This window comes from Xanthomonas sp. NCPPB 3218 (assembly GCF_056725185.1).
Genome location: NZ_CM161516.1, coordinates 4,615,543 through 4,639,201, shown reverse-complemented (window position 1 = coordinate 4,639,201; position 23,659 = coordinate 4,615,543). Strand labels below are relative to the sequence as shown.

General features: G+C 66.6%; 27 protein-coding genes. 7 read left to right on the top strand and 20 right to left on the bottom strand.

The genetic code is table 11. From position 1 onward, the window contains the following. Positions 1 to 6 precede the first annotated feature (6 nt). From AC1PLS_RS19495 to AC1PLS_RS19485, 3 genes are all read right to left on the bottom strand, one after another. The gene (locus AC1PLS_RS19495; RefSeq protein ID WP_046344898.1) at positions 7 to 1,167 is read right to left on the bottom strand and encodes an ABC transporter permease; all 1,161 of its coding nucleotides are present in this window, start codon (positions 1,165 to 1,167) and stop codon (positions 7 to 9) included. A gap of 12 nt (positions 1,168 to 1,179) precedes the next feature. Continuing rightward, a complete protein-coding gene (locus tag AC1PLS_RS19490; RefSeq protein ID WP_024939051.1) occupies positions 1,180 to 1,869 on the bottom strand; it encodes an ABC transporter ATP-binding protein in 690 nt (229 codons plus the stop codon). 381 nt (positions 1,870 to 2,250) lie between these two features. Continuing rightward, a complete protein-coding gene (locus AC1PLS_RS19485) occupies positions 2,251 to 3,495 on the bottom strand; it encodes an efflux RND transporter periplasmic adaptor subunit (RefSeq protein WP_184434801.1) in 1,245 nt (414 codons plus the stop codon). Positions 3,496 to 3,785: 290 nt separating this feature from the next. Between AC1PLS_RS19485 and AC1PLS_RS19480 the strand changes: the two genes are divergently transcribed. The 3 genes from AC1PLS_RS19480 to AC1PLS_RS19470 all read left to right on the top strand — a co-directional run bounded on the left by AC1PLS_RS19480 (position 3,786) and on the right by AC1PLS_RS19470 (position 6,625). Continuing rightward, positions 3,786 to 4,973, top strand: a complete 1,188-nt coding sequence (locus tag AC1PLS_RS19480) for a sensor histidine kinase (protein ID WP_184434799.1) — start codon at positions 3,786 to 3,788, stop codon at positions 4,971 to 4,973. Between the two features lie 91 nt (positions 4,974 to 5,064). Next, the gene (locus AC1PLS_RS19475; protein ID WP_039524779.1) at positions 5,065 to 5,667 is read left to right on the top strand and encodes a response regulator transcription factor; all 603 of its coding nucleotides are present in this window, start codon (positions 5,065 to 5,067) and stop codon (positions 5,665 to 5,667) included. A gap of 169 nt (positions 5,668 to 5,836) precedes the next feature. Beyond that, positions 5,837 to 6,625, top strand: coding sequence for a ThuA domain-containing protein (locus AC1PLS_RS19470; RefSeq protein ID WP_047129996.1), 789 nt, complete (start codon positions 5,837 to 5,839; stop codon positions 6,623 to 6,625). Between the two features lie 154 nt (positions 6,626 to 6,779). Here AC1PLS_RS19470 and AC1PLS_RS19465 read toward each other — a convergent pair whose 3' ends face one another. Beyond that, the gene (locus AC1PLS_RS19465) at positions 6,780 to 7,322 is read right to left on the bottom strand and encodes a cytochrome b (RefSeq protein ID WP_016902642.1); all 543 of its coding nucleotides are present in this window, start codon (positions 7,320 to 7,322) and stop codon (positions 6,780 to 6,782) included. Beyond that, complete coding sequence (locus AC1PLS_RS19460) at positions 7,319 to 8,416, bottom strand: catalase family peroxidase (RefSeq protein ID WP_184434797.1); 1,098 nt, start codon at positions 8,414 to 8,416, stop codon at positions 7,319 to 7,321. The genes AC1PLS_RS19465 and AC1PLS_RS19460 overlap by 4 nt, the downstream gene beginning before the upstream one ends. Before the next feature lie 162 nt (positions 8,417 to 8,578). On the opposite strand from AC1PLS_RS19460, the gene AC1PLS_RS19455 reads away from it, so the two are divergent. Next, on the top strand, positions 8,579 to 9,094 hold the full coding sequence (locus tag AC1PLS_RS19455; protein WP_016902644.1) for an RNA polymerase sigma factor: 516 nt from the start codon (positions 8,579 to 8,581) through the stop codon (positions 9,092 to 9,094). Further along, positions 9,091 to 9,846, top strand: coding sequence for an anti-sigma factor family protein (locus AC1PLS_RS19450; RefSeq protein WP_184434794.1), 756 nt, complete (start codon positions 9,091 to 9,093; stop codon positions 9,844 to 9,846). Before AC1PLS_RS19455 ends, AC1PLS_RS19450 begins: the two co-directional genes overlap by 4 nt. Positions 9,847 to 9,911: 65 nt before the next feature. Here AC1PLS_RS19450 and AC1PLS_RS19445 read toward each other — a convergent pair whose 3' ends face one another. From AC1PLS_RS19445 to AC1PLS_RS19415, 7 genes are all read right to left on the bottom strand, one after another. Continuing rightward, on the bottom strand, positions 9,912 to 11,282 hold the full coding sequence (locus tag AC1PLS_RS19445) for a leucyl aminopeptidase family protein (protein WP_184434791.1): 1,371 nt from the start codon (positions 11,280 to 11,282) through the stop codon (positions 9,912 to 9,914). Positions 11,283 to 11,325: 43 nt separating this feature from the next. Then, entirely contained in the window at positions 11,326 to 12,063 is a 738-nt protein-coding gene (locus tag AC1PLS_RS19440; RefSeq protein WP_184434788.1) for an HAD family hydrolase, read from the bottom strand. A gap of 110 nt (positions 12,064 to 12,173) precedes the next feature. Beyond that, positions 12,174 to 13,280 (bottom strand): AI-2E family transporter, encoded by a 1,107-nt coding sequence (locus AC1PLS_RS19435; RefSeq protein ID WP_024939693.1) that lies wholly within the window; start codon positions 13,278 to 13,280, stop codon positions 12,174 to 12,176. Positions 13,281 to 13,464: 184 nt separating this feature from the next. Beyond that, entirely contained in the window at positions 13,465 to 13,848 is a 384-nt protein-coding gene (locus tag AC1PLS_RS19430; RefSeq protein WP_054591247.1) for a hypothetical protein, read from the bottom strand. Further along, entirely contained in the window at positions 13,845 to 14,333 is a 489-nt protein-coding gene (locus AC1PLS_RS19425; RefSeq protein WP_104647835.1) for a hypothetical protein, read from the bottom strand. The genes AC1PLS_RS19430 and AC1PLS_RS19425 overlap by 4 nt, the downstream gene beginning before the upstream one ends. Before the next feature lie 3 nt (positions 14,334 to 14,336). Further along, the gene (locus tag AC1PLS_RS19420) at positions 14,337 to 14,699 is read right to left on the bottom strand and encodes a hypothetical protein (RefSeq protein WP_102251076.1); all 363 of its coding nucleotides are present in this window, start codon (positions 14,697 to 14,699) and stop codon (positions 14,337 to 14,339) included. Between the two features lie 115 nt (positions 14,700 to 14,814). Next, entirely contained in the window at positions 14,815 to 16,254 is a 1,440-nt protein-coding gene (locus tag AC1PLS_RS19415) for a Do family serine endopeptidase (protein WP_481103990.1), read from the bottom strand. Positions 16,255 to 16,496: 242 nt separating this feature from the next. Between AC1PLS_RS19415 and AC1PLS_RS19410 the strand changes: the two genes are divergently transcribed. Continuing rightward, positions 16,497 to 17,315 (top strand): histidine biosynthesis protein HisIE, encoded by an 819-nt coding sequence (locus AC1PLS_RS19410; RefSeq protein ID WP_104569584.1) that lies wholly within the window; start codon positions 16,497 to 16,499, stop codon positions 17,313 to 17,315. Positions 17,316 to 17,783: 468 nt separating this feature from the next. Here AC1PLS_RS19410 and AC1PLS_RS19405 read toward each other — a convergent pair whose 3' ends face one another. From AC1PLS_RS19405 to AC1PLS_RS19370, 8 genes are all read right to left on the bottom strand, one after another. Then, positions 17,784 to 18,446, bottom strand: a complete 663-nt coding sequence (locus AC1PLS_RS19405) for a DUF3313 domain-containing protein (protein ID WP_047127539.1) — start codon at positions 18,444 to 18,446, stop codon at positions 17,784 to 17,786. 59 nt (positions 18,447 to 18,505) lie between these two features. After that, positions 18,506 to 18,796, bottom strand: coding sequence for a hypothetical protein (locus AC1PLS_RS19400; protein WP_102257208.1), 291 nt, complete (start codon positions 18,794 to 18,796; stop codon positions 18,506 to 18,508). A gap of 100 nt (positions 18,797 to 18,896) precedes the next feature. Beyond that, on the bottom strand, positions 18,897 to 20,081 hold the full coding sequence (locus AC1PLS_RS19395; RefSeq protein ID WP_166771839.1) for an ATP-binding protein: 1,185 nt from the start codon (positions 20,079 to 20,081) through the stop codon (positions 18,897 to 18,899). Then, complete coding sequence (locus AC1PLS_RS19390) at positions 20,078 to 20,743, bottom strand: response regulator transcription factor (protein WP_016902656.1); 666 nt, start codon at positions 20,741 to 20,743, stop codon at positions 20,078 to 20,080. The genes AC1PLS_RS19395 and AC1PLS_RS19390 overlap by 4 nt, the downstream gene beginning before the upstream one ends. 146 nt (positions 20,744 to 20,889) lie before the next feature. Beyond that, positions 20,890 to 21,777, bottom strand: a complete 888-nt coding sequence (locus tag AC1PLS_RS19385; RefSeq protein ID WP_184434786.1) for a TIGR01777 family oxidoreductase — start codon at positions 21,775 to 21,777, stop codon at positions 20,890 to 20,892. Positions 21,778 to 21,987: 210 nt separating this feature from the next. Further along, the gene (locus AC1PLS_RS19380) at positions 21,988 to 22,581 is read right to left on the bottom strand and encodes a DUF4142 domain-containing protein (RefSeq protein ID WP_039521011.1); all 594 of its coding nucleotides are present in this window, start codon (positions 22,579 to 22,581) and stop codon (positions 21,988 to 21,990) included. Positions 22,582 to 22,675: 94 nt separating this feature from the next. Next, on the bottom strand, positions 22,676 to 22,942 hold the full coding sequence (locus tag AC1PLS_RS19375) for a hypothetical protein (RefSeq protein WP_065033478.1): 267 nt from the start codon (positions 22,940 to 22,942) through the stop codon (positions 22,676 to 22,678). Positions 22,943 to 22,984: 42 nt separating this feature from the next. Further along, entirely contained in the window at positions 22,985 to 23,266 is a 282-nt protein-coding gene (locus tag AC1PLS_RS19370) for a hypothetical protein (RefSeq protein ID WP_003486531.1), read from the bottom strand. Positions 23,267 to 23,328: 62 nt separating this feature from the next. Here AC1PLS_RS19370 and AC1PLS_RS19365 point away from each other — a divergent pair, with 62 nt between their 5' ends. Further along, the gene (locus AC1PLS_RS19365; protein WP_184434783.1) at positions 23,329 to 23,523 is read left to right on the top strand and encodes a hypothetical protein; all 195 of its coding nucleotides are present in this window, start codon (positions 23,329 to 23,331) and stop codon (positions 23,521 to 23,523) included. Positions 23,524 to 23,659: the final 136 nt, after the last annotated feature.

Sequence of the window (23,659 nt, the reverse complement as noted above, 5' to 3'; positions counted from 1 at the left end):
CTCCTGTCAGCGGCCGGCGAGGGCATCGACGATCTTCAAGCGCTGCGCGCGTCGCGCCGGCAGCACACCCACCACGATGCCGATGCCGGCCATCAGGCCCAGCCCGACCAACCAGGTCTGCAGCGGCACGCCCTGCACCGGCATCACCCCGCCGCTGCGTGCGGCCACCAGCGGGATCACCAGCGATGCCAGACCCATGCCGATCAACCCGCCCAGGCCGATCAACAGCACCGACTCCACCATCACCAGACTCAACACGGTGCGGTCCTGAAAGCCCAGCGTCTTGAGCGTGGCCAACTCCGGTATGCGCTCGCGCACCGCCTGCGCCATGGTGTTGCCGGTCAGCAGCAGCAAGGTGAAGAACACCGCGGCCATGATCGAGGTGACGATCAGGCCGATATCGGCGAACTGTTTGATGAAGGCCTGCTGGAACGCCGATTCGGTCTGCGACTTGGTTTCATGATCGGAGTTGGCCGACAACGCGTCGATCGCCTGCGCCACACGCGAGGCCTGGTCGGCGTTGCGCAACGTCACCGTGTACCAGCTGACCCTGCTCTTGATGTAGTCGTTGGACTCGTCGAAGTATTTCCAGTTCATCATCAACTGGCGTTCCTGATTGGCCGCCACCGCGCGGTCCTTCATGCGGAAGATGCCCACCAGTTGCAGCGGCCAGTCGTTGCTGCCGCCACGCGGGAAGATGGTGGCCTGCAGCGGAATGGTGTCGCCGATCTTCCAGCCATTGGCCTTGGCCAGGGTCTCGCCGACGATGGCGCCGGTGCGCGTGGTCTGGAACGCCTTGAGCTGTTCCTTGGGCAGCTCGTACTCGCTGTAGACGTCGAAGAAATTGGGCGCTACCGAAAAGTTCGGGAAGAAATTCTTCGGGTCGCGGTAGATGCCGCCGAACCACATCGCCGAGGTCACATCGCGCACGCCCGGCACGCTGCGGATCTGCGGCTCCAGGCTGATCGGCAGCGATTGGGTGATCGACAGGCGCGAGGCCACCACCAGGCGGTTCACGCCGCTGACGCTGCCGCCGGAAGTGAAGGCCACGCGCACCGAATCGAGCATGCCGAACAGCAGGAACGCCGCCACCACCGACAGCAAGGTCAACAAGGTGCGGGTCTTGCTGCGGAACAACTGCGCCCACACCAGCCAGAGATACTTCATGGCAGCACTCCCTTAGAGCACGAGCGGCGCATCGGCCAGCTCGCCCTTGTCCAGATGGATGGTATGGGTGGCGTACTCGGCGGCCTTGGGGTCGTGGGTCACCATCACGATGGTCTTGCCGTGTTCGCGATTGAGTTCCTGCAGCAGGCGCAGGATCTCCTCGGCGTTATGGCGGTCCAGATCGCCGGTGGGTTCGTCGCAGATCAGGAAGGTGGGGTCGGACACGATCGCGCGTGCAATCGCCACGCGCTGCTGCTGGCCGCCGGACAGTTCGCTGGGCTTGTGGTTGCGGCGTTCCTGCAGGCCGACCAGGGTCAGGGCGATTTCCGCATTGCGCTTGCGTTGCGCGGCGTTGAGCGCGGTGAGCAGCAACGGCAGCTCCACGTTCTTTTGCGCGGTGAGCATCGGCATCAGGTTGTAGAACTGGAACACGAAGCCGACGTGGTGACTGCGCCAGGTCGCGAGCTGGCCGCCGCTCATGCGGTCGATGCGCTCGCCCTGGATCTCGATCTCGCCACCGCTGGGGTTGTCCAGCCCGCCGATCAGATTGAGCAAGGTGGTCTTGCCCGAGCCGGACGGCCCCATCAATGCGACGAAGTCGCCACTGGCGATTTCCAGGTCGATGCCGTGCAGCACCTGCACCTGCTCGGGGCCGCGTTGGTAGGTCTTGGTGATGTTGCGCAAGCTGACGAGAGCGGTCATGGCGACTCCTGACGGTGCAATGGAAAGAGGCAAGCGCGATGCGGCATGGCGACCGCGATTGCATGAGGCGGCAGCACGGCGATGCGGTGACGGTGAGGCGGCAAGACGGTGCGAGGCTGGATGACGACAGACGCAACTGCTGGGACATGCGCGACGACGCATGGCGGCGACAAGCCAGGCGGCTAGGTCTGCACTGACCGATGACGCCGCTGGCTGTGGATCACCAACGCCGCTGTGATCGTTGCTATGTGGTTGCATCGCCTTGCGCGATCGCAGCGCCATCCAGGTGCCACGACCGCATCAGCCATTGCCGCCACCGTGGGCGCCGCGCTCCCCGGAGCGGCGTCGCTGCCCAGCTGGTGATTGCAGTGACCGGCGCAGTCACTCGGCAGCGGCCGCGTCGGCTTCGGCCACCGTGTCGCCGTCTTTCAGGCCTTTTGGCGGATCCAGCACCACGCTGTCGCCCGCACTCAAACCCGACACCACCTGGCGGTCCTCGCCCATCACCATCCCGGGAGTGACCGTCTTCATGCTGACGGTGTTGCGCTCGCCGACCACGAACGCGACCGTGCGCGTGTCGCGTTCGACCAGTGCCGCAGCCGGCACGCGCACGCCTTGCGGCTTGCTGGCCTCCTGCGTATTGGCCCGTTCCAGAAAGCTCACCCGCACGCCCATCTCCGGCACGATGCGCGGGTCCTTGAGCTTGAGCGCCACGCGCACCTTCACCGTGGCCTTGCCGCGGTCGGCCGTGGGAATGATGGCGATCACCTCACCGGGAATCTTCCATTCCGGATACGCGTTGAGCACCGCTTCCACCGGCATCTTCGGCTGCACGCGGCCGATGTAGGACTCGCCCACTTCCACTTCGATCTCCAGCGATTCCATGTCCACGATGGTGCCGATGCCGGTGCGGGTGAAGCCGCCGCCGGCCGACAGCGGCGAGACGATTTCGCCGGGCTGCGCGGCCTTGGCGGTGACCACGCCGGCAAACGGCGCACGCACCACGTTGAAGTCCGAGCGGATTGTCGAGATCGCCAGCTGGTCCGATGCCACGCGCACATTGCGTTGCGCATTCTGCAGCTGTGCGCGCAAGGCATCGCGCTGTGCGGTGGCCTGCTCGTACTGCGAGCGCGACACCAGTTGCGCACCGACCAGCGATTGCAGCCGCGCCGCATCGGCATTGGCCACTGCCAGTTGCGCCTGCATGTTGTCGACCTGGCTGCGTGCGGCCGACAGCTGCGATGCCGACAGCGTGCGCTGCGCATCGGCATCCAGCGGGTCCAGCGTGGCCATCACCTGGCCTTGTTCGACGCGCATGCCTTCTTCGATCATCACCTCGCGCACCTTGCCGGTGACCTGCGCCGACACCGTGGCCATGCGCCGCGCCACCACGTAGCCCGATGCGTCCAGCACCGAGGCACTGCGGCTGCCAGCGCCGATCGCCACCACCGCTGCGGTCTGTACCTTCGCCACCGGGCGACGGGTGAACCACCACGCCGCGGCCGCCAGCAGCACGATGACGATCACGGCGGCGATGATCCAGCCGCCGCGCCGTGCAGGTTCGGGGGCGGCAGGACGCTGGCGGTCGATGCGGAGTTGCTTGAGCAGATCGGCGGAAGTATTCATCGATGACCAGGACGGGATGCTGCGCGAAATGTGACCGGCCGCAGGCGGCGCCGCAAGCTGCCGGAAGTCACCAATGCGATCGCGGCGACGAACGGTAGCGCGACCAACGCTGCTGCCAGGTGCTGCGCAGCATGCGACCGCGATGGCGGCATCCACCAGTGACAGCTGTCACCTGCCGTGCATGACAGCGGCAACTGGCCGCGCCCTTCAGGATGGGCGAGGCTGCAGCATCGGGCGCCCGGTCGGGCCCGGCAGTGGCAGAATCCGATCACCCACATGGACCCACCCCGATGCGCGTGTCGTTACCCGCCTGGCTTCGCCCCGCCGCCAATTCGCAGGTTGCCGCGCGGCTGGCGCAGGGCCAGTCGCCGTGGATGGATGGCGTGCATCTGCTGTGGTCGAGCTGGGTGTTCGTGGTGCCGGTGTTTTCCTCGCGGGGGTACGACAGCACCTGGCTGCTGTGCACCCTGCTGTCGTATCCGGTCTTCCTGCTGCTGTATGCGCGCATGTTGCTGGCGCCGCGCGGCACCCTGTATCGCTATGCCTGGGCGATGGGTGTGCTCAGTGCCGCGTTGCTGCCGGTGTATCCCTCGGGAATCAGCTATTTCGTCTTCGCCTGCCTGAGCCTGCCCCCGTCCACACGGCAGGCCCTGTGGCGGCACTTCGCGATGCTGGTGGTGATGAACGTGCTCTACCTGGGCTGGGCGCACTGGCTGGGAATGCGCCTGCAATCGCTGGTGTGGCTGCCGGTGTCGGTGCTGGGCATGGCCGGTGTCGGTGCGGTGTACAGCATCAACGAACGCAAGGACGCGTTGCTGCGCCTGTCGCAGGACGAAGTGCGCCGGCTGGCCACCACCGCCGAGCGCGAACGCATCGGCCGCGACCTGCACGATCTGCTCGGCCACACCTTGTCGCTGGTGGCACTCAAGTCCGATCTGGCCGCGCGCCTGATCGCGCGCGATCCGCAGGCCGCGCGCGGCGAGATCGATGCGGTGGCGCAGATCTCGCGCGACGCCCTGGCGCAGGTGCGGCGCGCGGTCACCGGCATTCGCGCCGCCGGGCTGGTGGCCGAGCTGGCGTCGGCGCGGGTGTTGCTGGAGATGGACGGCATCGTGCTGGAACACGCACTGGAAACGCTGGCATTGCCGCCCGAACACGAAACCGCACTGGCACTGGTGGTGCGCGAAGCGGCCACCAATGTGCAACGGCATGCGCAGGCCAGGCATATGCGCGTGAGCCTGCGCGCGCAGGGCGAGCAGGCGGTGCTGGACATCAGCGACGACGGGCGTGGCGGGGTGATCGTGCCCGGCAATGGCCTGGACGGCATGCGCACACGCCTGCACGGCCTGGGCGGCGCGCTGGAAGTGGAAGCGCTGCCGCGCGGCATGCGCCTGCGCGCCAGCGTGCCGTTGCCGCAGCCCACGCTGGCGACGGCGCAGCCGCCCTTGCCGGTGCCGCTGCTGCCACCGTCGCGCTGATCGCGCACACGTCCACCGCATTGCACGCAATGCACGGCGGGCCCAAGCGCTGCTATCGTGCGCCACCGTTGTCTGCATATGAGCGCGCGCGATGATCCGGGTGTTGTTGGCCGAAGACCAGGCGCTGCTGCGTGGCGCGTTGGTCGCCTTGCTTGGGCTGGAAGACGATATCGAGGTGGTCGGCAGCGCAGGCGATGGCGAAACTGCCTGGCGCGAGCTGCAACGCCTGCAGCCGGACGTGCTGATCACCGATATCGAAATGCCTGGCCTGACCGGTTTAGAGCTGGCCCAGCGCATCCAGCGCCAGGCACTGCCGGTACGGGTGATGATCGTCACCACCTTCGCCCGCCCGGGATTTCTACGCCGCGCGCTGGATGCCGGTGTGGCGGCGTATCTGCTCAAGGACGCGCCGGCCGAACAACTGGTCGGCGCCCTGCGTCAGGTGCAGCGTGGCGGGCGGGTGATCGACCCGCAACTGGCGCTGGATGCCTGGGTCGAAGCCGATCCCTTGAGCGAACGCGAGCGCACGGTGTTGCGGCTGGCCGGCGAAGGCCGCTCGGCCAGCGAGATCGCGCAGCAGTTGCAGTTGTCGCATGGCACGGTGCGCAATTACCTGTCCGAATGCATTGGCAAGCTGGGCGTGGCCAATCGCATCGAAGCGTATCGGCTGGCGCGGCAGAAAGGCTGGCTGTGACGCAGTGACGCAGACGCGTTGCGCTGTCAGCGAGCGCAGCAATGGATGGCATGCTGCGCCGCGTATCTGTTGTGCATTGCCGCCTGCCGCTATTCCGAATAACGCGAAAAGCATGCCGCGCAGGCGCGGGTACACTGCCGGGCCAGAACGATCCCTGCGAGCGAACGGCATGAAATCCCTGTGGCTGTTGGGCCTGCTGATGGTGTGCGCATTCAACGCGTCTGCCGAGCAATTCAAGATCCTGGTGGCGGCGATTCCCAACCAGTATCACCACGACTATATCCCGGTCGCCAAGCCGCAATTCGAAGCGATGGCGCGCAAGCATTATGTCGAGTTGGTGTGGGCGTGGAATGCCAAGGCCTTCGATGGCGATCTATCGCAATACGCGGCGATCGTGCTGCTCAATACGCCGGCCACCGATCTGGATCCCACGCAGCGTGCGAACTTTCAGACCTACGTGCGCAACGGCGGCGGCGTGGTGGCGGTGCACAAGGCGTTTGCGATCAAGCGCGGCGAATGGGAGTGGTACGACCATCTGATCGGCCGCTCGTTCCGCACCCATCCGTACATGCAGACCGCGATGGTCGACGTGGTGGACGCCAACTTCCCGGCCACTGCCGGCCTGCCCGCGCGCTGGGTGTGGACCGACGAATGGTACGAATACGATCCGCCGTACAGCGACGACCTGGTCACGCTGATGACGGTGGACGAAACCAGCTACGACCCCACGCTGATCTGGCCGGGCCAGGTCGCCAAGGGCATGGGCAAGCAGCACCCGGTGGCGTGGTACCACCACTTCGAAGGCGGCCGCGTGTTCGCCACCGCGCTCGGCCACCTGGCCGAGGCCTACAACGACCCGCGCTACCTGGAGCATCTGTACGGCGGGATTTACTGGGCCGCCACCGGCAAGGGCATCCAAGCGTCCGCGCCAGCGGCCAAGACAAAACGCCAGCGTTAAATCCTAGCCCCTCTCCCGCTGGGAGAGGGGTTGGGGGTGAAGGTTAGAGGCAACGCCATTCCAGACGGTGGCGAACCCGATGCTTCGCCCGTACCCACATCCGCCCCTGCGGGGCACCTTCTCCCGGCGGGAGAAGGGAGCCAGCAGCCATCCATCAACGCGCAGACCGCTCGCCACGCGCCATGCTGGAAAACACGCCATCGCGGCGCACCCAGGCATGGAACAGCGCCGCGCTCAGATGCCCCAGCACGGTGGCGAACAACAGGTACGCCAACCAGCCGTGCGCGCTCCGCAACCAGGCGTACAGCGCAGGATCGTGCGGCGCGATCGCCGGCAGGTTCGCGCCCGGCCACAGCACGATCGGATAAGCGCCGGCCGACAGCATCGCCCAGCCGATCAACGGCATGCCCAGCATCAGCGCATACAACAACCAGTGCGAAGCGGTCGCCGCGGCCTTCTGCCAGGCCGGCAGGTCGGCCGGCAGCGGCGGCGGGCGGTTGCGCAGGCGATTGATCAGGCGCAGCACCGCAAGGATCAGGATCGCGATGCCCAAGGGGCGATGCAGATCGATCAACCACGGCCGCTGCGTCACCGACGCCACCATGCCCACGCCGACGAACAGCATGGTCAGGATCATCGCGGCCATCAACCAGTGCAGCACGCGTGCGGGCAGATTGAAGTGGGTGTGGCTGCTCATTGGTGTGCTCCCTGGCCGGTGGCGGCGCTGCCTGTGCCATTGGCGATCTCATGCTCGCGCCGGTTGAACGATTGCGAATACACCGACGAGCGCGCCGCCAGGATCGGGTCGTTGGATCCGGCAATGCCCTTGGGCAGGATCAGCGGGTCGTAATTCAGGTCGCGGCACGGGCCGGTGGCCTGCGGCTCGGCATGGTTGATTGATACCGTGCCGGCGACGATCTGCTTGCGGCTTTCCGGCCATGGCTGCGAGGAATCGTCCACCGCATCGCCCGGCTCGGCCACGGTCAGCACCAGGTCCCAACGCAGCGGCCCCTGCGCCAGGCGCGTGTCCAGATCGGTGGCGAGAAAATCGCCATCGGCCTGCGCGCGCTGTTCGGCGCTGAGCTCCTGGAACGGGGTATGCGGACGCATCGACCAGCGGATGTAGCGCTCGCGTCCATCGGCGGCAATCGCGCGGAACGCATTGACCCCGTTGTATTGCGTATTGGCCCAGCTGTTGGACCACGGTGCGGTCTTGGCCCACTGCTGGAACTTGGCTGCTTCCGGATACTGCTTGCCGAACGCGGCCAGCTTGGCCGGGTCTGGCTTGCCGGTAGCCGGGTCCGGCCGCGATGCCACGTTCAATGCCTGGAAACCGGCCGGCGTGGCCACCACGAAGAACGGAAAACTGTTCATCGCGGTGCGCCATTCCTGCCCGTCGTCGCTGCGCAACAGCAATGCCATGCTGCGTACGCGTGCCGCACCATCGGCGCCATGCGGGTCGCCGCCGCCGATCGACAGGCGCCCGAGCACCGGCGTACTGGCCTGGCTGAAGATGCGTGCCGACGACAGCCAGGTGGCCTTGCCGCTGGCCTTGAAGTCCCCGCTCACACACACGCCCTTGGTATGTGCGCGGCGAAAGCCCGGATGCGGCGGCCCGCTGGCCTCGATGGTGTCGGTCATGCGCGCGGCGGTCAGCCGGTCGCCACCGATCCAGCCGGCGGTCCAGGCGAACGCAACCGCCAGGCCGCCGGCAATCGCGGCGATCCCCAGCAAGGGCGCCACGCGAACGCGTCCATGCTGTGGCGGTGGGGAAGGAGGTGGCAAGGTCATGGCTGGCTCCAGGGGTCGGTGCGGTGAGTGGTCGATGCAGTGAGACGACGTGCAGGCCGGATTATTCCCGTGATCGCCCAGGCGTTGTGGCACGCGCATCGAACGTGGGAATAGTCCACGCTCCAGCGCGTCTACTGTGTGATGCCACCACCAAACCTGCCGATGGATGCTCTGGACGATGACCAACTGCGTGCCGTGCTGCCGGCGCTGCGTCGCTTCGCGCGCTCGCTGAGCGGCGAGCCCGCCAGCGCCGACGACCTGGTGCAGGCCACGCTGGAACGTGCGCTGCGGCGTTGGCGCACCCGCCATACCGCCGAGGCCCTGCAGCCGTGGCTGTTCGCCATCCTGTACCGGCAGTTTCTGGACGGGCAGCGCCGCGCGGCGCGCTGGCAGCGCGTGGTGGGCCTGTTCGCGCCGCAGCAGCCCAGCCAGTCCGCATCGGCCGAGCAGGTGCACGACGGCCGCGCCATGCTGGCCAGCCTGGCGTTGCTGCCGCCGGAACAGCGCGCCTTGCTGCTCCTGGTCAGCGTGGAGGGTTTCAGCTACCGCGAGGTGGCCGATACCCTCGGCATCCCGATCGGCACGGTGATGTCGCGGCTGTCGCGCGCGCGCGAACGCCTGCGTGCATTGAACGAAGGCCACGTGCGCCACGCACCTGCATTGAGGATCCTGAAATGACCAGCACCCCGCCGCCTGACGAACATGCACTGCACGCCTATGTCGATGGCCGGCTGGAGCCGGCGCAACGCGCAGCGGTGGCCGCCTGGTTGCAAGAGCACCCGGCGCAGGCCGCGCGCGTGGCGGGCTGGAAACGCGATGCCGAAGCGCTGCGCGCCGCGCACGCCGGCCTGGAGCCGGAGATGGCCACGCTTGCGCTGACGCCCGCGGCGATTCGCCGTGGCCTGCAGCAACGCCGCCGGACCCTGGCGGCCACGGCCGCCAGTTGCGTGCTGGCGCTGGGCCTGGGCACCGGGCTGGGCTGGCAGTTGCGCGAGAGCCGGCTCGCGATTCAGCGCGTGCCGATGGCCGATGCGGTGGCTGCCTACCGCCTGTTTGCCGATGCCGACGCGCATCCGGGCGCTATGTTGGACGTGCAGCGCCGCGCGGAGTTGGAGCCGTGGTTGCGCACGCATTTCGGCAATGCCGGTGTGGTACCGGATCTGCGTGCGCAGGGCTACGTGCTGCGCGGCGGGCAGTTGCTTTCCACACCCGAAGGCGCGGCAGCGATGCTGGTCTACAGCGATGCCGACGGTGCGCGTATCGGCCTGTATCTGCGTCCACGCAGCGGGCCGATGCCCACCGGCGAACGACGCGATGGCCGTCTACTGGCGCAGTACTGGGCCGAAGGCGAGACCGCGTTTGCGCTGGTCGGCCCGGCGACGCAGACGCGCATGCGCGCGATCGCGCCGTTGCTGCGCAGCCAGGGATGACCGGCGCGACTCAAGCTGCGTGCTGATGGCCCGCGCGCGTTGCGTGCGCGGCGAGCTCTGCGAGCTCAGCCGCCGTAGCGTTGCTGGAGCATCGCAAAGGCCGAGCGCAGCGCCAGCGCCTCGCCGCCCGCCGGGCGGCCGGGGCGGTCGCTGTCGTTCCAGGCATACACGTCCAGATGCGCCCACAGCTGGCCCGGCGCGACAAAGCGCTCCAGGTACAGCGCGGCGGTGACCGCGCCGGCCATGCGCGAGCCGGCGTTGGCCATGTCGGCGACATGGCTGTTGAGGTAACGCAGATACGGGCGCCATAGCGGCATGCGCCAGACCGGGTCGCGGGTCTGCTCGCCGGCACGCAGCCAGGCCTGCGCCAGCGCATCGTCGTTGGCGAACAGCGCGGGCAGGTCCGGCCCCAAGGCGATGCGTGCGGCACCGGTGAGCGTTGCGAAATCCAGGATCAGATCGGGGCGCTGCTCGGTGGCGTAGCTCAGCGCATCGCACAGCACCAGGCGGCCTTCGGCATCGGTGTTGTCCACTTCCACCGTGACGCCGGCGCGGGTGGTGATGACTTCGCCCGGGCGGAACGCATCCGGGCCGACGGCGTTTTCCACCGCGGCAATCAACAGGGTCAGTCGTACCGGCAGCTGCTGCGCCATCACCAGGCCGGCCAGCGCCAAGGCATGCGCCGCGCCGCCCATATCCTTCTTCATGTTGCGCATGCCATCGGCCGGCTTCAGATCCAGCCCGCCGGTGTCAAAGCACACGCCCTTGCCAACCAGCACCAGATGCGGATGCGCCGCATCGCCCCATTGCAGCTGGATCAGCCGCGGCGCCCGGTGCGAGGCGCGCCCGACCGCGTGGATGGTGGGGAAGTTCTGCGCCAGCAATTGCTCGCCGACGATGGCATCGACCTGGGCGCCGTGCGTTTGCGCCAGTGCGCGCGTGGCCTCTTCCAGATGCTGCGGGCCCATGTCCTCGGTCGGCGTATTGACCCAGTCGCGCACGCGGATGCAGGCCTCGATCAAGGCGCGCGTCTGCGGTGTCGGCGTGGCGGCCAGTTCGGCTGGTGCACGCGGCACCTTGCGGTAGCGCGAGAAGCGGTACGCACCCAGGCCCCAGCCCAGGTGCAGCAGCGCCTGCTCGCTCTCGCTCAGTGGGTTGGCCAGCGTCCAGCGGCTGGCCGGCGGCAGCGCCATCGGTGCATGCGCGTAGGCGTAGGCATCGGCGCGGTCGCCGATGCCCAGCACCGCGCCGGCCAGCCCCTGTTCGCCCGGCAACAACAGCACGCTGCCTGGCGCGGCATCGAACCGTTGCGCCTGTGCCCACGCCAGCACGCGCGTGGGCTGCTCGGCGCACCAACGTGCAAAGCCTTCGCGGTCGAGCACATGCAGCGGCAAGGCTGCGGCGTTGGGATCGATGAAACCGGTGAGCTGCGACATGGAAATCCTCGGAGGCGGCGCCATGCGCCGAGCAAAAAGTGGCTCAGGCGGGAAGGCGGATGCCGGCGTGTGCGGGGTCGGGGTGCGGCTGCTGCGCGTCCAGCCAGTCGGCCAGCCCGGTCATGGAGTCGAACTCCAGATCCGGTTGCTGGGTCGGGTGCGACCACTGCGCTCCATCACGGTTGATCCAGCAGGCGCGCAGCCCGGCATCCAGCGCGCCCAGCACGTCCATGCGCACGTGGTCGCCCACATGCAGCACCTGCGTCGGTGGCACCTCCAGCCGCGCACATGCGGCCAGGAAGATGCTCGGATCCGGCTTGGCGCTGCCGTGCTCGCGCGAGCCCAGCTGAAACGCGAAGTGATGCATCAGCCCGATGCGTTGCAGATCGGCATTGCCATTGCTGAGCGCGGCCACCGGCACATGCGCGGCGATACGCGCCAGCGCGTCCAGCGCATCCGGGTAGCACTCCACCTGGTTGCGCGCGGCATAGAAGACTTCGTACGCAGGCTCCAGCAAGGCCAGGTCGCCGCCGCTCTCGCGCAGCGCCATTTCCAGCGTCAACCGCCGCAGCGCGCTGAGGTCATGATGCAGGTGCGGGTTGTCGGCAAAGCTGCGCTCGCGCAGTTCGCGCATTGCCTCTACCGGAAACCGCTCGGCGGTGACTGGACTGTGCTCGCGCATCCAGTCGTACAACACCTGGTCGATGCGCGCCCCGATCGGCGCAAAGGGCCACAACGTATCGTCGAGGTCGAGAGTGATGGCGCTGATTTGGAAGCTCATCGCCAGATTTTACGGTCTTGCGTTGGGATTGGGGAATCGGGATTGGGGATTGGCAACGGCAACTGCGCGGTTGCGTTTACCAATCCCCAATGCCGAATCCCCAATCCCGGCTACTCCAACAGCCTGGCCCAACGCTGCATTCCCTCCACCCGGCTCAGCACCATCTTGATGCAGACCAGCAGCGGTACCGCCAGCAGCAGGCCGACCATGCCCCATAGCCAGCCGAACAGCATCAGCGCAAGGATCAGCATCAGCGGCGAGATCGCCATGCGGCGGCCAAGCACGATCGGTGTGACCACCTGGCCTTCGATGGTATGCAGCGCCAGGTACAGGATCGCCGGCAGCATCGCCGACAAGGTGGTGCGGAATTCCACAAAGCCCATCAGCAGCATCAGCATCACGCCGATCAACGGGCCCACATACGGCGCGAAGTTGAGCAGCGCCACCACCGTGCCCCACAGCAGCGCTTCGGGCAACGGAATCTTGAGCACGTAGAGAATGCCGGCGAAGACCAGCCCGACCAGCGTATTGATCACGCTGATGGTGAGCACGTAGCGCGAGACCTCGCGCTCGATGTCCAGCATGATTTCGGTGGTGAAGCGTTGCTGCTGTCGGTTGGGCAGCAAGGCGATCGCATGCCGTTGCAGGCTTTCGCCGTAGACCATGAAGAAGAACGTCAGCAGCACCACCGCAAGCACCGAGGCGGCCAGCTTGGGCGTGCGCACCAGCGCCTTGTAGGGGTCGTCCATCTGCGTGCGCACGATCTGCACGCTGCGCTGGCCATCGCCGCCGGCCGCGCGTGCAAAGTTTTCCGCGGCCTGGTTGGCCTGCATCACCGGCTTGGTGAAATCGCGCACGTCGCGCGCGATCTGGCGCATCTGCCGGGGCGCCTGCTGCACCCATTCGGCGGCCGGCCCGGCCAGCTGCGCGGCCAGTGTCACGGTACCGGCCAGGCCCAGGCACAACACCATCAAGGCGCCGAGGAAGCGGGGGATGTACAGCTTGCGCAGACCGCGCAGGATGGGGTTGCCGATCAAGGCAAAGAAGGCGGCCAGCATCACCGGCAGGATGATCGTCTGCGCAGCCCACAGCGTATAACCCACCGCAAGCGTGGCCAGCACCACCAACGAGACCGGTGCGCGTGGGCGTGGTGCCGGTGGCGGCGGGAGTGAATCTGCCGCAGCGGCAGCATCCATAGAATCGACGGGAAGAGTCATGCGCGCCCTGGCAGCAGACTGGCGTGCTGCCAGCGGTGGGCCATTATCAGCCGAACGCGTCAACGCAGCGCACAGAGGGTGTGCGCGTAACGTCAGTCCTTAACAGCACCAGTAGCGGGCTCTGCCGCGCATCGGGCGGCAGACATCCGCAGCGTGATCCCGAGCGACGCTCGGGAACGCTTCATTACGCGGCGCGGTCGATCGGTGCCTGCACCACGGTCACCGGCGGATCGGCGGCAACTTCTTCGGCACTGTCTGCAGCACGTTCGGCCTGCTCGGAGGCTTCCTGCGCACGGTGTGCGGTGAACAGCGCAGAGATCGTACTGATCATCTGCAGAATCTTCGGGATACCGCCGAGCTTGCTGGCGATGCTGCCCAGTGCCGCCTGCGGTTCGTTGCGGCCGGTGACAAAGCCCAGGCCGAAACCGACAACCATGATCCGCAACGGCGACCACCCGGCACGCCAGGTGTCACGCAATTGTCCCCAATGCAGGCGCGTTTCCTGAGCGCGCCCCTCCACCAGGAATTCGGCGCGTTCCACGCGCTGACGCAAGGTGCCAAACTTCATGTGCGTGCTCCATTGGCAGCCGATGCATTGGCATCGTCGTCGTCGCTGCTGTCATCGAAGATGCCCAGCTTGACCAGCTGACGACGTGTTGCATTCAGGCCGGTGTGGTCGAAGTAGAAGAACACCCGCCACGCCGCAATGCCGGTGACCAGCAAGCTGGCCAACGCGGTGAAAAACATCGCCTGGAACCACGACAGGCCGGCGCGTTGCAGCAGCGCGATGATCGCACCTGCCAGCAACAGCCACGACGACGCGCCGAAGACCACGGCAACGCATGCCCAGGCCAGTCCGCGCCCGAAGGCACTGCGTGCAAGTTGCAAGTCGGCCGACACCAGCCGGCGCAACGCGCGGCTGGTGTCCTTGGCCGAGCCCAGCGTGGCGCGGCCGGCTGCGCCGACCGCACGTACGCTTTCGTCCAGTCCTGGCGTTTCCGGACGCGCGTTGGGCGCGTCGGAGCCGGCAGCTGTAGAGGCCTGGTCGCTCACGACTTAGTTGTCGTTGCTGCGTGCCAGCTTGGCAATGATCCAGCCGGTCGCAAACGCAACGCCGAACGCAGCCAGCGGGCGCTCACGAATCAGATCGGTGGCGCTTTCCAGCAGATCGTTGCCCTTGCTGACCAGCACGTCGAGCTGTTCCTTGGCAGCGGCGCCGCCGAACTCGGCAGCAGCCATGCCGGCCAGTGCGGTATCGGAGAGCTCAGCCTTGACGTTGGCGCGACCGAGCTTGAGCTCATCGCCTGCAGCGCTGGTGGCGCCCTTGACGGCTTCGCCTGCGGCGCTGGCGGCAGACTTCAGGTGGGTGCCGGCTTCGCTCAGGTTTTCTTTCAGCTGGTCGGTATTGGTGGGGCTCATGTGATATCTCCTTCGGTCATTAATGGCAGCCGCGACAGCGTGCGGGCGTGGTGCAGCAATAGCATCGCTACGGTGTAGGAGGTGTTAGTGCGCGCCGATGGCAGTGCACGCCACGTCAACGCATCAACGCGTCGTACTGCGCGTTGCCGCGCAGGATGCGCACGACCAACTGCTGCGGCTTGCGCTGGAAGTTGGCACGCCAGCTGGCCAGATCGGCAAACTCGCCCACGCTGCTGGCCACGATCACATCGCCGCTGACCAGACCATTGGCTGCGGCACGACCGCCGCGTTTGACCTCGCTGACCATGACGCCGGTAATGCCGGACTGGCGCAGCGATTCGGGCAGGTCAACGAAGGTGGCGCCGCCCAGGCGTGGGTCGAGCATGTCGCCGGTGACTGCGCGGTCCTGCTCTTTCAGTTTGGCGGTGAGGGTGAGGGGTTTGCCATCGCGGCGAATCTCCAGCCTGACCGGGCTACCAACCGCCTGCAGGCCTTCGTAGTTGTGCAGCGCCTCTGCACTGTCCACGCGCTGGTCATTGGCCGCCACCACCACATCGCCCGGCTGCACGCCTGCGGCGGCCGCAGCGGACCCTGGCAACACACGCGTCACCAGCGCACCCCGCAACGAATCCACACCCAGGCCCTGCAGCATCTGCTGGGTGAGGTTCTGGGTTTCCAGCCCGAGCGTGCCACGCACCACCACGCCCTTGGTCACCAATTGCTCCACCACATTGCGCGCCAGGTTGGAGGGGATCGCAAGACCCAGGCCGATATTGCCGGCCATGCTGCCCTGGGGATTGAAGCTGGCAGTATTGATGCCCACCAACTGGCCCTGCAGGTTGACCAGCGCACCGCCGGAGTTACCCGGATTGATCGAGGCATCGGTCTGGATGAAATTCTGGTAGCCCAGCCCGCGAATACCGCTGCGGCCCACTGCCGAGACGATGCCGGAGGTCACCGTCTGGGTGAAGCCGAACGGGTTGCCGATCGCCACCACGAAGTCACCCACGCGCAGCGCATTGCTGTCGGCCAGCTTGATGTCGGTGAGGTTGTCGGCCTTGATGCGGATCAGCGCGATATCGGTATCGGCATCGGAGCCAATGAACTCGGCCTTGACCGTGCGCCCGTCGCCAAGCGTCACCTGCACATCGTCGGCATTTTCGATGACGTGGTGATTGGTCAGCACATAGCCTTTTTGCGCATCGATGATCACGCCAGAACCCAGCGACTCGTTGATGCGGTCCTGCGGCACCTGCGGAAACAGCCGGCGCAGGATCGGGTCGTTGAAGAACGGGTTGCGCACGCGCACCACTTGCTTGGTATTGACGCTCACCACCGCCGGCATCGCCTGTTGCAGCATCGGCGCCAGCGACGGCACCGGTTGCCCGGCGACGGCGGCCGGCAGTGCGGCGGCCGCGGGCAGGCTAAAGGTGGTGGACGCGCCGGCCGGTGCGGCCTCGGCGCGGTTGTCCATCCAGGCATTGATGCCGGTGGCGGCAAATCCGCCGAAGGCAGCGGCCAGGGAAAGGGTCAGCAAGGTGGGCAGCGGGCGCATGCAACGAGTCCGGGTTACGCGGTGGAAGAGGAATAGGGCGTCTGACTGCGTAAATCAAGCTGAACGAGAGTGCCAGCGGGCAATTTAACGCCTGGTGAAAGCGCCGCCGAGCCCTTGCCGGCGCTGCGTTGACAGTCGCTTGAGCCCGGCGTAGCGTCCGCTTGATCCGATGCCTGTTCAGCATACGCATGCCGCTGCGCATCGCCCGCGTTTTCAGCACTGATGCCCTTAAGGAGGGTCCTATGAGCAACGGCAATGGTGTGACGGCAACCCTGTCCGAGGCTGTCGATAGCGTCAAGAGCACTGCCACCGAACTGGGCGAGACCATCGCCAGCACCACCAGCGACGCGGTGGCCAGCGTGCAGGACGCGGCCGGCACGGCGGCGGCAGAGGTCAAGATCCGCGTCGCCAAGGCCCGCAAGGCCGTGGTCAAGGTCGAACAGCGCGTTGTCGAAAAGGCCGGCGATGCAGCCACCGCGGTCAAGCGCAGCGTGGCCAAGACCAAGCGCTCGCTGGTGTCGGGCAAGGAGGCCGCCAAGGACAAGTTGACCGCCACCAAGGACGCTGCCAAGCAGAAGCTTGCATCTACCAAGGATGCCGCCAAGCAGAAGCTGAGCAGCACCACCGATGCTGCCAAGAAGAAACTGGCCAACACCAAGGCCAGCGCCAAGCAGAAGCTGGAAACCGCCAAGGCCAATGCCAAGGCCGAAGCCGCAGCACTGAGTGCCAAGACCGCGGCCAAGAGCGCAGCGCGCAAGAGCGCGGTGGCCACGGTAGGCGCGCGTACGGCAGCGAAGAAGGCTGCGGCCAAGGCGGCGCCGGTCAAGAAGCCGGTCGCCAAGACCATCGTCAAGCCCGCCGCCAAGAAGGCACCGGTGGCCAAGCAGACTGCCACCAAACAGGCCGCAGTGAAAAAGGCCCCGCTCAAGAAGGCGGTGACCAAGACCACCCTGAAGAAGGCCGCCAAGGTCACCAAGACCCCGGCCACGCGTGCCGTGGCCAAGACCACCGCCGCCCGCAAGGCGGTGGGCAAGAAGGTGGCCAAGCGCGTGACGCGTTGATGCTGCAGCACCAAGATGGCATTGCACGCTGACGATGCGTTGGCCGTGCAGACTGACAAAGGCCGGCGCTGTCTGTACAGCGCCGGCCTTTTCTGTGGTGTGACCGTTAACGAGGCGGTCCCTTGCTTGCTGCGCTCATCTGATCGGGCAAGTGACTGGATCTGACATCTGAACCAGATGGGCATCTGTCCGCACCGCTCGCCAGATGCGGGACAGCAAGCCACTCTCCTCACGGAGCGAGAAGGTACGGCTTGCACGCCATGGGCGCGCGTCCTTGAGCGCCTGCGCTGCAAGAATGGGTTGGGTGTGCAGCGGCGGTAGCGTGAAACCGACGAAGCCGCATGTCGTCGCGAGGCTTCGCCCGTACCCTCATCCGCCCTGCGGGGCACCTTCTCCCGATGGGGGACGAAAACTGGAAGCCATCGCTTCCGCTAATCCGATTCCCAAATCCCAAATCCCAAATCCCAGCTACTCCATTCCCTTGACCAACTGCTCGGCGCCCTTGCGAATACCGGCCTTGGCGGCGTCGTAGGCGCCCAGGCTGGCCTTGATGTTCATTGCGCTCGGATACTGTTTTTCGACATAGGCGGCGAGCAGGCGGTTGCTCTGCGCGTCGAAGATTTCCACCGCGTAGCTGACCGAGCCGGAAAACGCGCCTTCCTTGCCGCGTGCGGCCTGCACCGCGTTATAGGAACCGCCACCCAGATCCACCTTCATGAAGGTGCCCAGCACCCGCTTGCTGGGCTTGGCACCGGTCAGGCTGATGCGCACGCGCAAGGTGTCGCGATCGGCCACCGTCGCGCGCTGCCAACGCTGCCCGATCGCATTGCCGAACTCCTGTTGCATGTAATCGGCGAGCATGCGTTTGTCCTGCTCGGGCACGTCTTCGAATTGCGCGTCAGGACCGCGATAGATGCTGACCGGCTCGACCAGTGCGGCGCGGTAGCGCGTCCAATCCACCTCGCCCTGGTAGGCGTATGGCATGCGGTCACCACGGCTGCCATCGTGCGGACGCAGATAGCTTGAAGACGGCAGCTGGCTGTACGGCATCGGGCGCGTACTGGCACAACCGATCAGCGTCACGCCGACAACCAGCAGCGCGCAGCAACGGACAAGGGAATGCAACGACATGGGCAAATACCTGGAGAGGAAGCAGATAGGGGCAAGCACGCGCCAGCGGGGCCGCGCGCTCAATGCATCAGATAGCTGGCCACCGCCAGCGCAAACACCACTGCGGCGGCAGTGAACAACACCCCGCTCTTGGCCCACTGCTGCAGCCGGCGCGCCTGACGCGCGCTGCGGATATCCGGCAGTTCGCTCCAGATGTCGCGATTGCGCGTGCCGGTGCGGCCACAGCGAAAGTCCAGCAGGAGGACATCGGCGACCGGGGCAGGGGCAACGCTGTCGTTGGCAGCCGTATGTGGTGCCAGCAGCGCGATGGCGGCGGGGGAGAGCGGGGTGGAACGGATCGAGTGAAACATCACCATGCATCCTGGATGCGTGCGGTGAGTGCACTGTAGGTAGCGGGTGTTGGAAACTTATTGGGTTGGGCGCTGGGCGATCGCCACGCGCCACCTGCGTTCAGCCGGTGCGGCGCACGCCCTCGCTGGCGAACACCACGCGCACGCACAGGCCGCGGCCCTCGTGGCCTTCGCAGGTTTCGATGCTGGCTTCGTGCAGGCGCGCGATGCCGGCCACCAGCGACAGCCCGATCCCGCTGCCCTGCACCTGGCTGCCGGCAACCCGGTAGAAGCGTTCGAAGATGGACGCGTGGGCACTCTCCGGCACGCCCGGGCCGTCATCGCTGACCTGCACGAACGGATGCAGCGCATCGGCGCGCAGGCAGTAGCCGCAACTCACTTCCACCATGCCGTGAGGCCGGCCATAGCGGATGGCGTTGTCGACCAGGTTGCGGATCAGGATGCCCACCGCATCCACGTCGCAACGCAGCAGGCACGGCGATGCTTCCACCTGCAGATTGACGTGGCGGGCCTCTGCCTGCACGCTGAATTCGTCCAGCACATGCGAGATCAGCTCGCCCATGTCCACCTGCTGGTACGCCGCCGAACTGATGCCTGCATCCAGCCGCGCCAGATCCAGCAATTGCTCGGCCAGCCGATTGCTGCGGCGCGCGGTTTCCAGCAGCTGCTGCAGCGCCGCGTCCTTGGCCTCCAGCGTGGGTGCGCGCAGCGCGACCTCGGCGTAGGCATGCAGCGCAGACAGCGGGGTGCGCAGTTCGTGCGCGGCGTCTGCCACGAAATCGCGCTCGGCCTGCACAGTCTTTTCCACGCGGGCCAGCAGCGAATTGAAGGAGCCGATCAGCGGGCGAATCTCGTCCGGCACCTGCGCCAGCGGCACCGGTTCGGTTTCCAGCCCGGTGCGTTGCGCGATGGCGCCGGAGATGGCGCGCAGCGGTGCGAGCGAGGTGCGTACCGCCCACCACACCAGCACGCCCAATACCCCCAGTTGCAAGGTGTTGAGCACCATCGCAATCAAGGTCTGCTTGAAGCTCATGCGCGAGGACACATTGCCGATCGGGGTGTGCGCATCGACCGCGGCCGGCGGCTCTGGTTGCGTATCGAAGCGGTGCTCCAGCGCGTCGGGCAGGGCGCTGATCAACTGGTCGCCGAACATGTTGAGCTCCTGCTCGAACACGCTGTGATGGCCCTGGGTGACCAGGGCGACCAGGATCCACAACGAGGTGGACCAGCTCAACAACACGATTGCGGCCAGCGCCGCCAGCATGCGTGCCTGCAGCGATTTCATTCCGGTGCCTTGCCGACCATGTAGCCCTGGCCATACACCGTGGAGATCAGCTCGTCGCCCAGCTTGCGGCGCAGCTGGTGCACGTACACCGCAATCATGTTGCTGCCGCCTTCGGACGGACCGCCGTAGACGCCTTCTTCCAGTTGATCCTTGGTGACCACGCGCCCGGCGCGTTCCATCAGCGCCAGCAGCAGGCGGTATTCGTGCGCGCTCAGCGCCACCCACTTGCCGTCGCGGGTGACCTTGCGGCTGCTCGGGTCCACGCAGACATCGCCCTGCGTGAGCAGCGGCACCACGCGTCCCTGGCTGCGTCGGGTGATCGCACGCAGCCGCGCCATCAGCTCGTCGAACTGGAACGGTTTGACCAGATAGTCGTCGGCACCGGCATCCAGGCCGCGGATGCGGTCGGTGAGCTGGCCGCGCGCGGTCAGTGCGATCACCGGCGTGGCGTCGTAATGGCCGCGCATGAAGCGGATCACCGTCAGCCCGGACTCGCCCGGCAGGCCGATATCCAGCAGCACCGCGGTGTAGCGGTGGTCCACCAGCACGGTCTTGGCGGCATTGGCGCTGCCGACGTGGTCGATGGTCCAGGACTGCTGGCGCACGCCATCGCAGATCGCGTTGGCCAGCATGGTGTCGTCTTCGACAAGCAGCAGGTGCATAGGGGTTCCGCCGGGCCCAGGGCCAGTCCGAGATCGGCAGCACTGTCGGAGATGGTCGTTAGGCAAATATTAGTGCATGGCCCTCCGAGCCGTTACAGGCGGCCGGCAGCCCTGCCATTGCGCAGGGCCCCAGGGCCACGCAGGCGCTAGCGCTGCAGGATGGCGCGCAACGCCGCTTCCAGATGGACATACTGGAAGCGGAAGCCGGCATCCAGCGCGCGTTGCGGCAGCACGCGCTGGCTGATCAGCAGCAGCTCGGCCATCTCGCCGAAGCCCAGCCGCAGCAGGCCGGCTGGCAGCGCCAGCAGTGTCGGACGATGCAGCACGTGGGCCAGGGTGCGCGCGAACTCGGCATTGGTGACCGGGGTCGGTGCGGTGGCGTTGTAGGCGCCGGGCTGGCCGTGTTCCAGCAACCACAGCAGCAAAGCCACCATGTCGGCGCGATGGATCCAGCTCATCCAGTGGCGGCCATCGCCGAACGGGCCGCCGCCGCCGAAGCGGAACGCCGGCAGCATGCGGGCCAGGGCGCCGCCGTCGCGGTCGAGCACGATGCCGGTGCGGACCCAGCTCACGCGCGGGCCGAGTGCGCCGATCTTTGCCGCTTCGGCTTCCCAGTCGCGGCACAGCTGCGCAGAGAAATCGTTGCCGGCGTGGTCCGCCTCGGTCAGGACGCTGTCGCCCCGCTCGCCGTAATAGCCCACCGCCGAGCCGGAAATCAGCACCGCCGGGCGCCGTTCGGCCGGCTGCTGCGCGATCCAGGCATGCAGCTGGCCGGTGATGCCCAGGCGCGAGGCGCGGAAGCGCTGCTTGCGCGCATCGGTCCAGCGGCCGGCCGCCAGCGGCTCGCCCGCCAGATTGATGACCGCATCGGCCTGCACGCCATCCAGCGTGTCCACCACGGTCATGCCGGGCGGGCGACGCGCCGCGCGCCGCAGGTCGCGGGTCAGCACGCTGACCTGGTGCCCGGCCTGCACCAGTGCCGGACACAAGGCCTGGCCGATGAACCCGGTGCCGCCGGTGATGAGCAACTGCATGGGACATTCCTGCGCCGAATCGATGCGGCACGATAGGCCAGCGCTGCCTGCTGCAAAGTGAAGTCGCTGCTGCACGTGGCGCGAGGACCGCGCGTGGCACCAGGACGGCGGCCGCGCGGACGGCGTGTCCATCGGCAAGATCGGCAAGGCCCAAACGCCAACGCGCCGGACAGGCCGGCGCGTTGGGTGCTTGCAGACGCTGCAACGGGCTCAGCGCGAGGAGGACACCGCGTGGGCACGCTCGAAGTGCGCCGACACCACGCGCCGGCTTTCTTCCAGATGCTGCTTGACCGGCGCGCTTTCGGCGGCGGGCAGCAGTTCGGCGTCGATGATCTTGATGGTGTCGCCGTGGTCGCTGACCATCGTGCGCAGGAAGGCATTGCGGTAGGCGTCCTTGCCATCGGGCAGGGTCGCCGTCTTTGCCAGTGCGTCCACCGCTGCCTTGCCCTTGGCGCGCATTGCATCGGCACGCGGGCTGTCGGTGGCACCCAGTGCCTTGCTCTTCTCCAGGTTGGCTTCGTGGTCGTGCAGCAGCTGCTTGGCGAAGGTGTCGGTCGCACCGCCCAGATCCTGGGAGATGGCCTGCTTGGCCAGCGCGATTTCGTTTTCATCCAGCGCCGCCAGCACGCCGAGCACGGCGGGATCGCCCTTGGCCAGTTCGGCAGCGCCGGTGCCGCTGACCGGTGCGGCAGTCGGTTCGGGCGATACTGCCGGCGCAGTCCGCGAGGCATCGCCGCCGGGGCGATCGCAGGCGGTCAGGGAGAGCATGGCAAGGAGCGATGTCGCGACAAGAAGGGATTTCATGGAGGTCCTAAAAGAATGCGGCTAATACTGCCGACGGTGAAATGCAAAGGAGCCGCTACGCGGCTCCGGTGATGCGTGGATCGGCGCCTGCCGGTCAGGCCAGCTGCGCCTGGGCGGCTGCGCCAAGGCCCAACGGTCTGGCTGGCGGACGCACGCTGTCCTGTGCGGTGCGGCACACGCGCGCCATGCGTGCGGTGCGCTCGCGAATCAAAGCGTGTTCGCTAGCCGGGGCGCTGCCCAACAAGCTGGCGACATGGAAGCCTAGGATGTCCTCCGCGCGGTCGCCCTGGTCGCTGACGATGTGCGGAACCAACCGCTCCAATCGCTCCAGCTCCTGCTGCACTTGATACGGGGTTTTCATGATGCTCTCCAGTGAGTAACGGTCTTGCTCAACACATACTGCTCAACTATTGCGTGCACCCAGCCGCTGCCAGCAGTCGGTGGCCAATTGCTCGTAATTGGACTGGGTGCTGGATGAAATGAAGTGATGTTCCAGGCGGTCGCGAAACAGGCGCAGACGTTCCTGATCGCTCGAACGCGGCGCCTGCAGATAGATATCGCAGGCCATCTTGACCACCGGGGACAATTCGCTGAACTTGCCTGCACCCAGGTTGCCCTGCGCGTGCCGCGCTTGCCAATGCGCGATTTCGGCTTGTACATCGATGACGGATGGGTCTCTGCTCATGACTTCGCGTGGTCCGGGTTAAACAAACTTGACATGCAGGGTAACTGCGGCTGTGTCAACGAATGATCATCGAACCCGACTATTCAACGCACTGCCGCGCTGCGCGCTTAACTGGTCAGCTTGCAGTTGCGCCTCTACACGCTGCGTATGCAAGCCATGTCGCGCATGACGTGCAGTGCGATCGAGGCGATGGCGTCGTGCTGAGTAATAGCCAGCAATCGATTGCATTGGCTGAAATGTCGGCAATCGAGGTGTGAGGCTTGCATCGCGCATCGGCTGGTGGCTGCATTGATGAGCGAGAAAACGCCTGCGCAATGCCGCAATTTACGGAAGATTCTGAATCGTTCCACACTTGTGTAACGTCTGATGCTTAGGATGTGGGATGACTTTAGG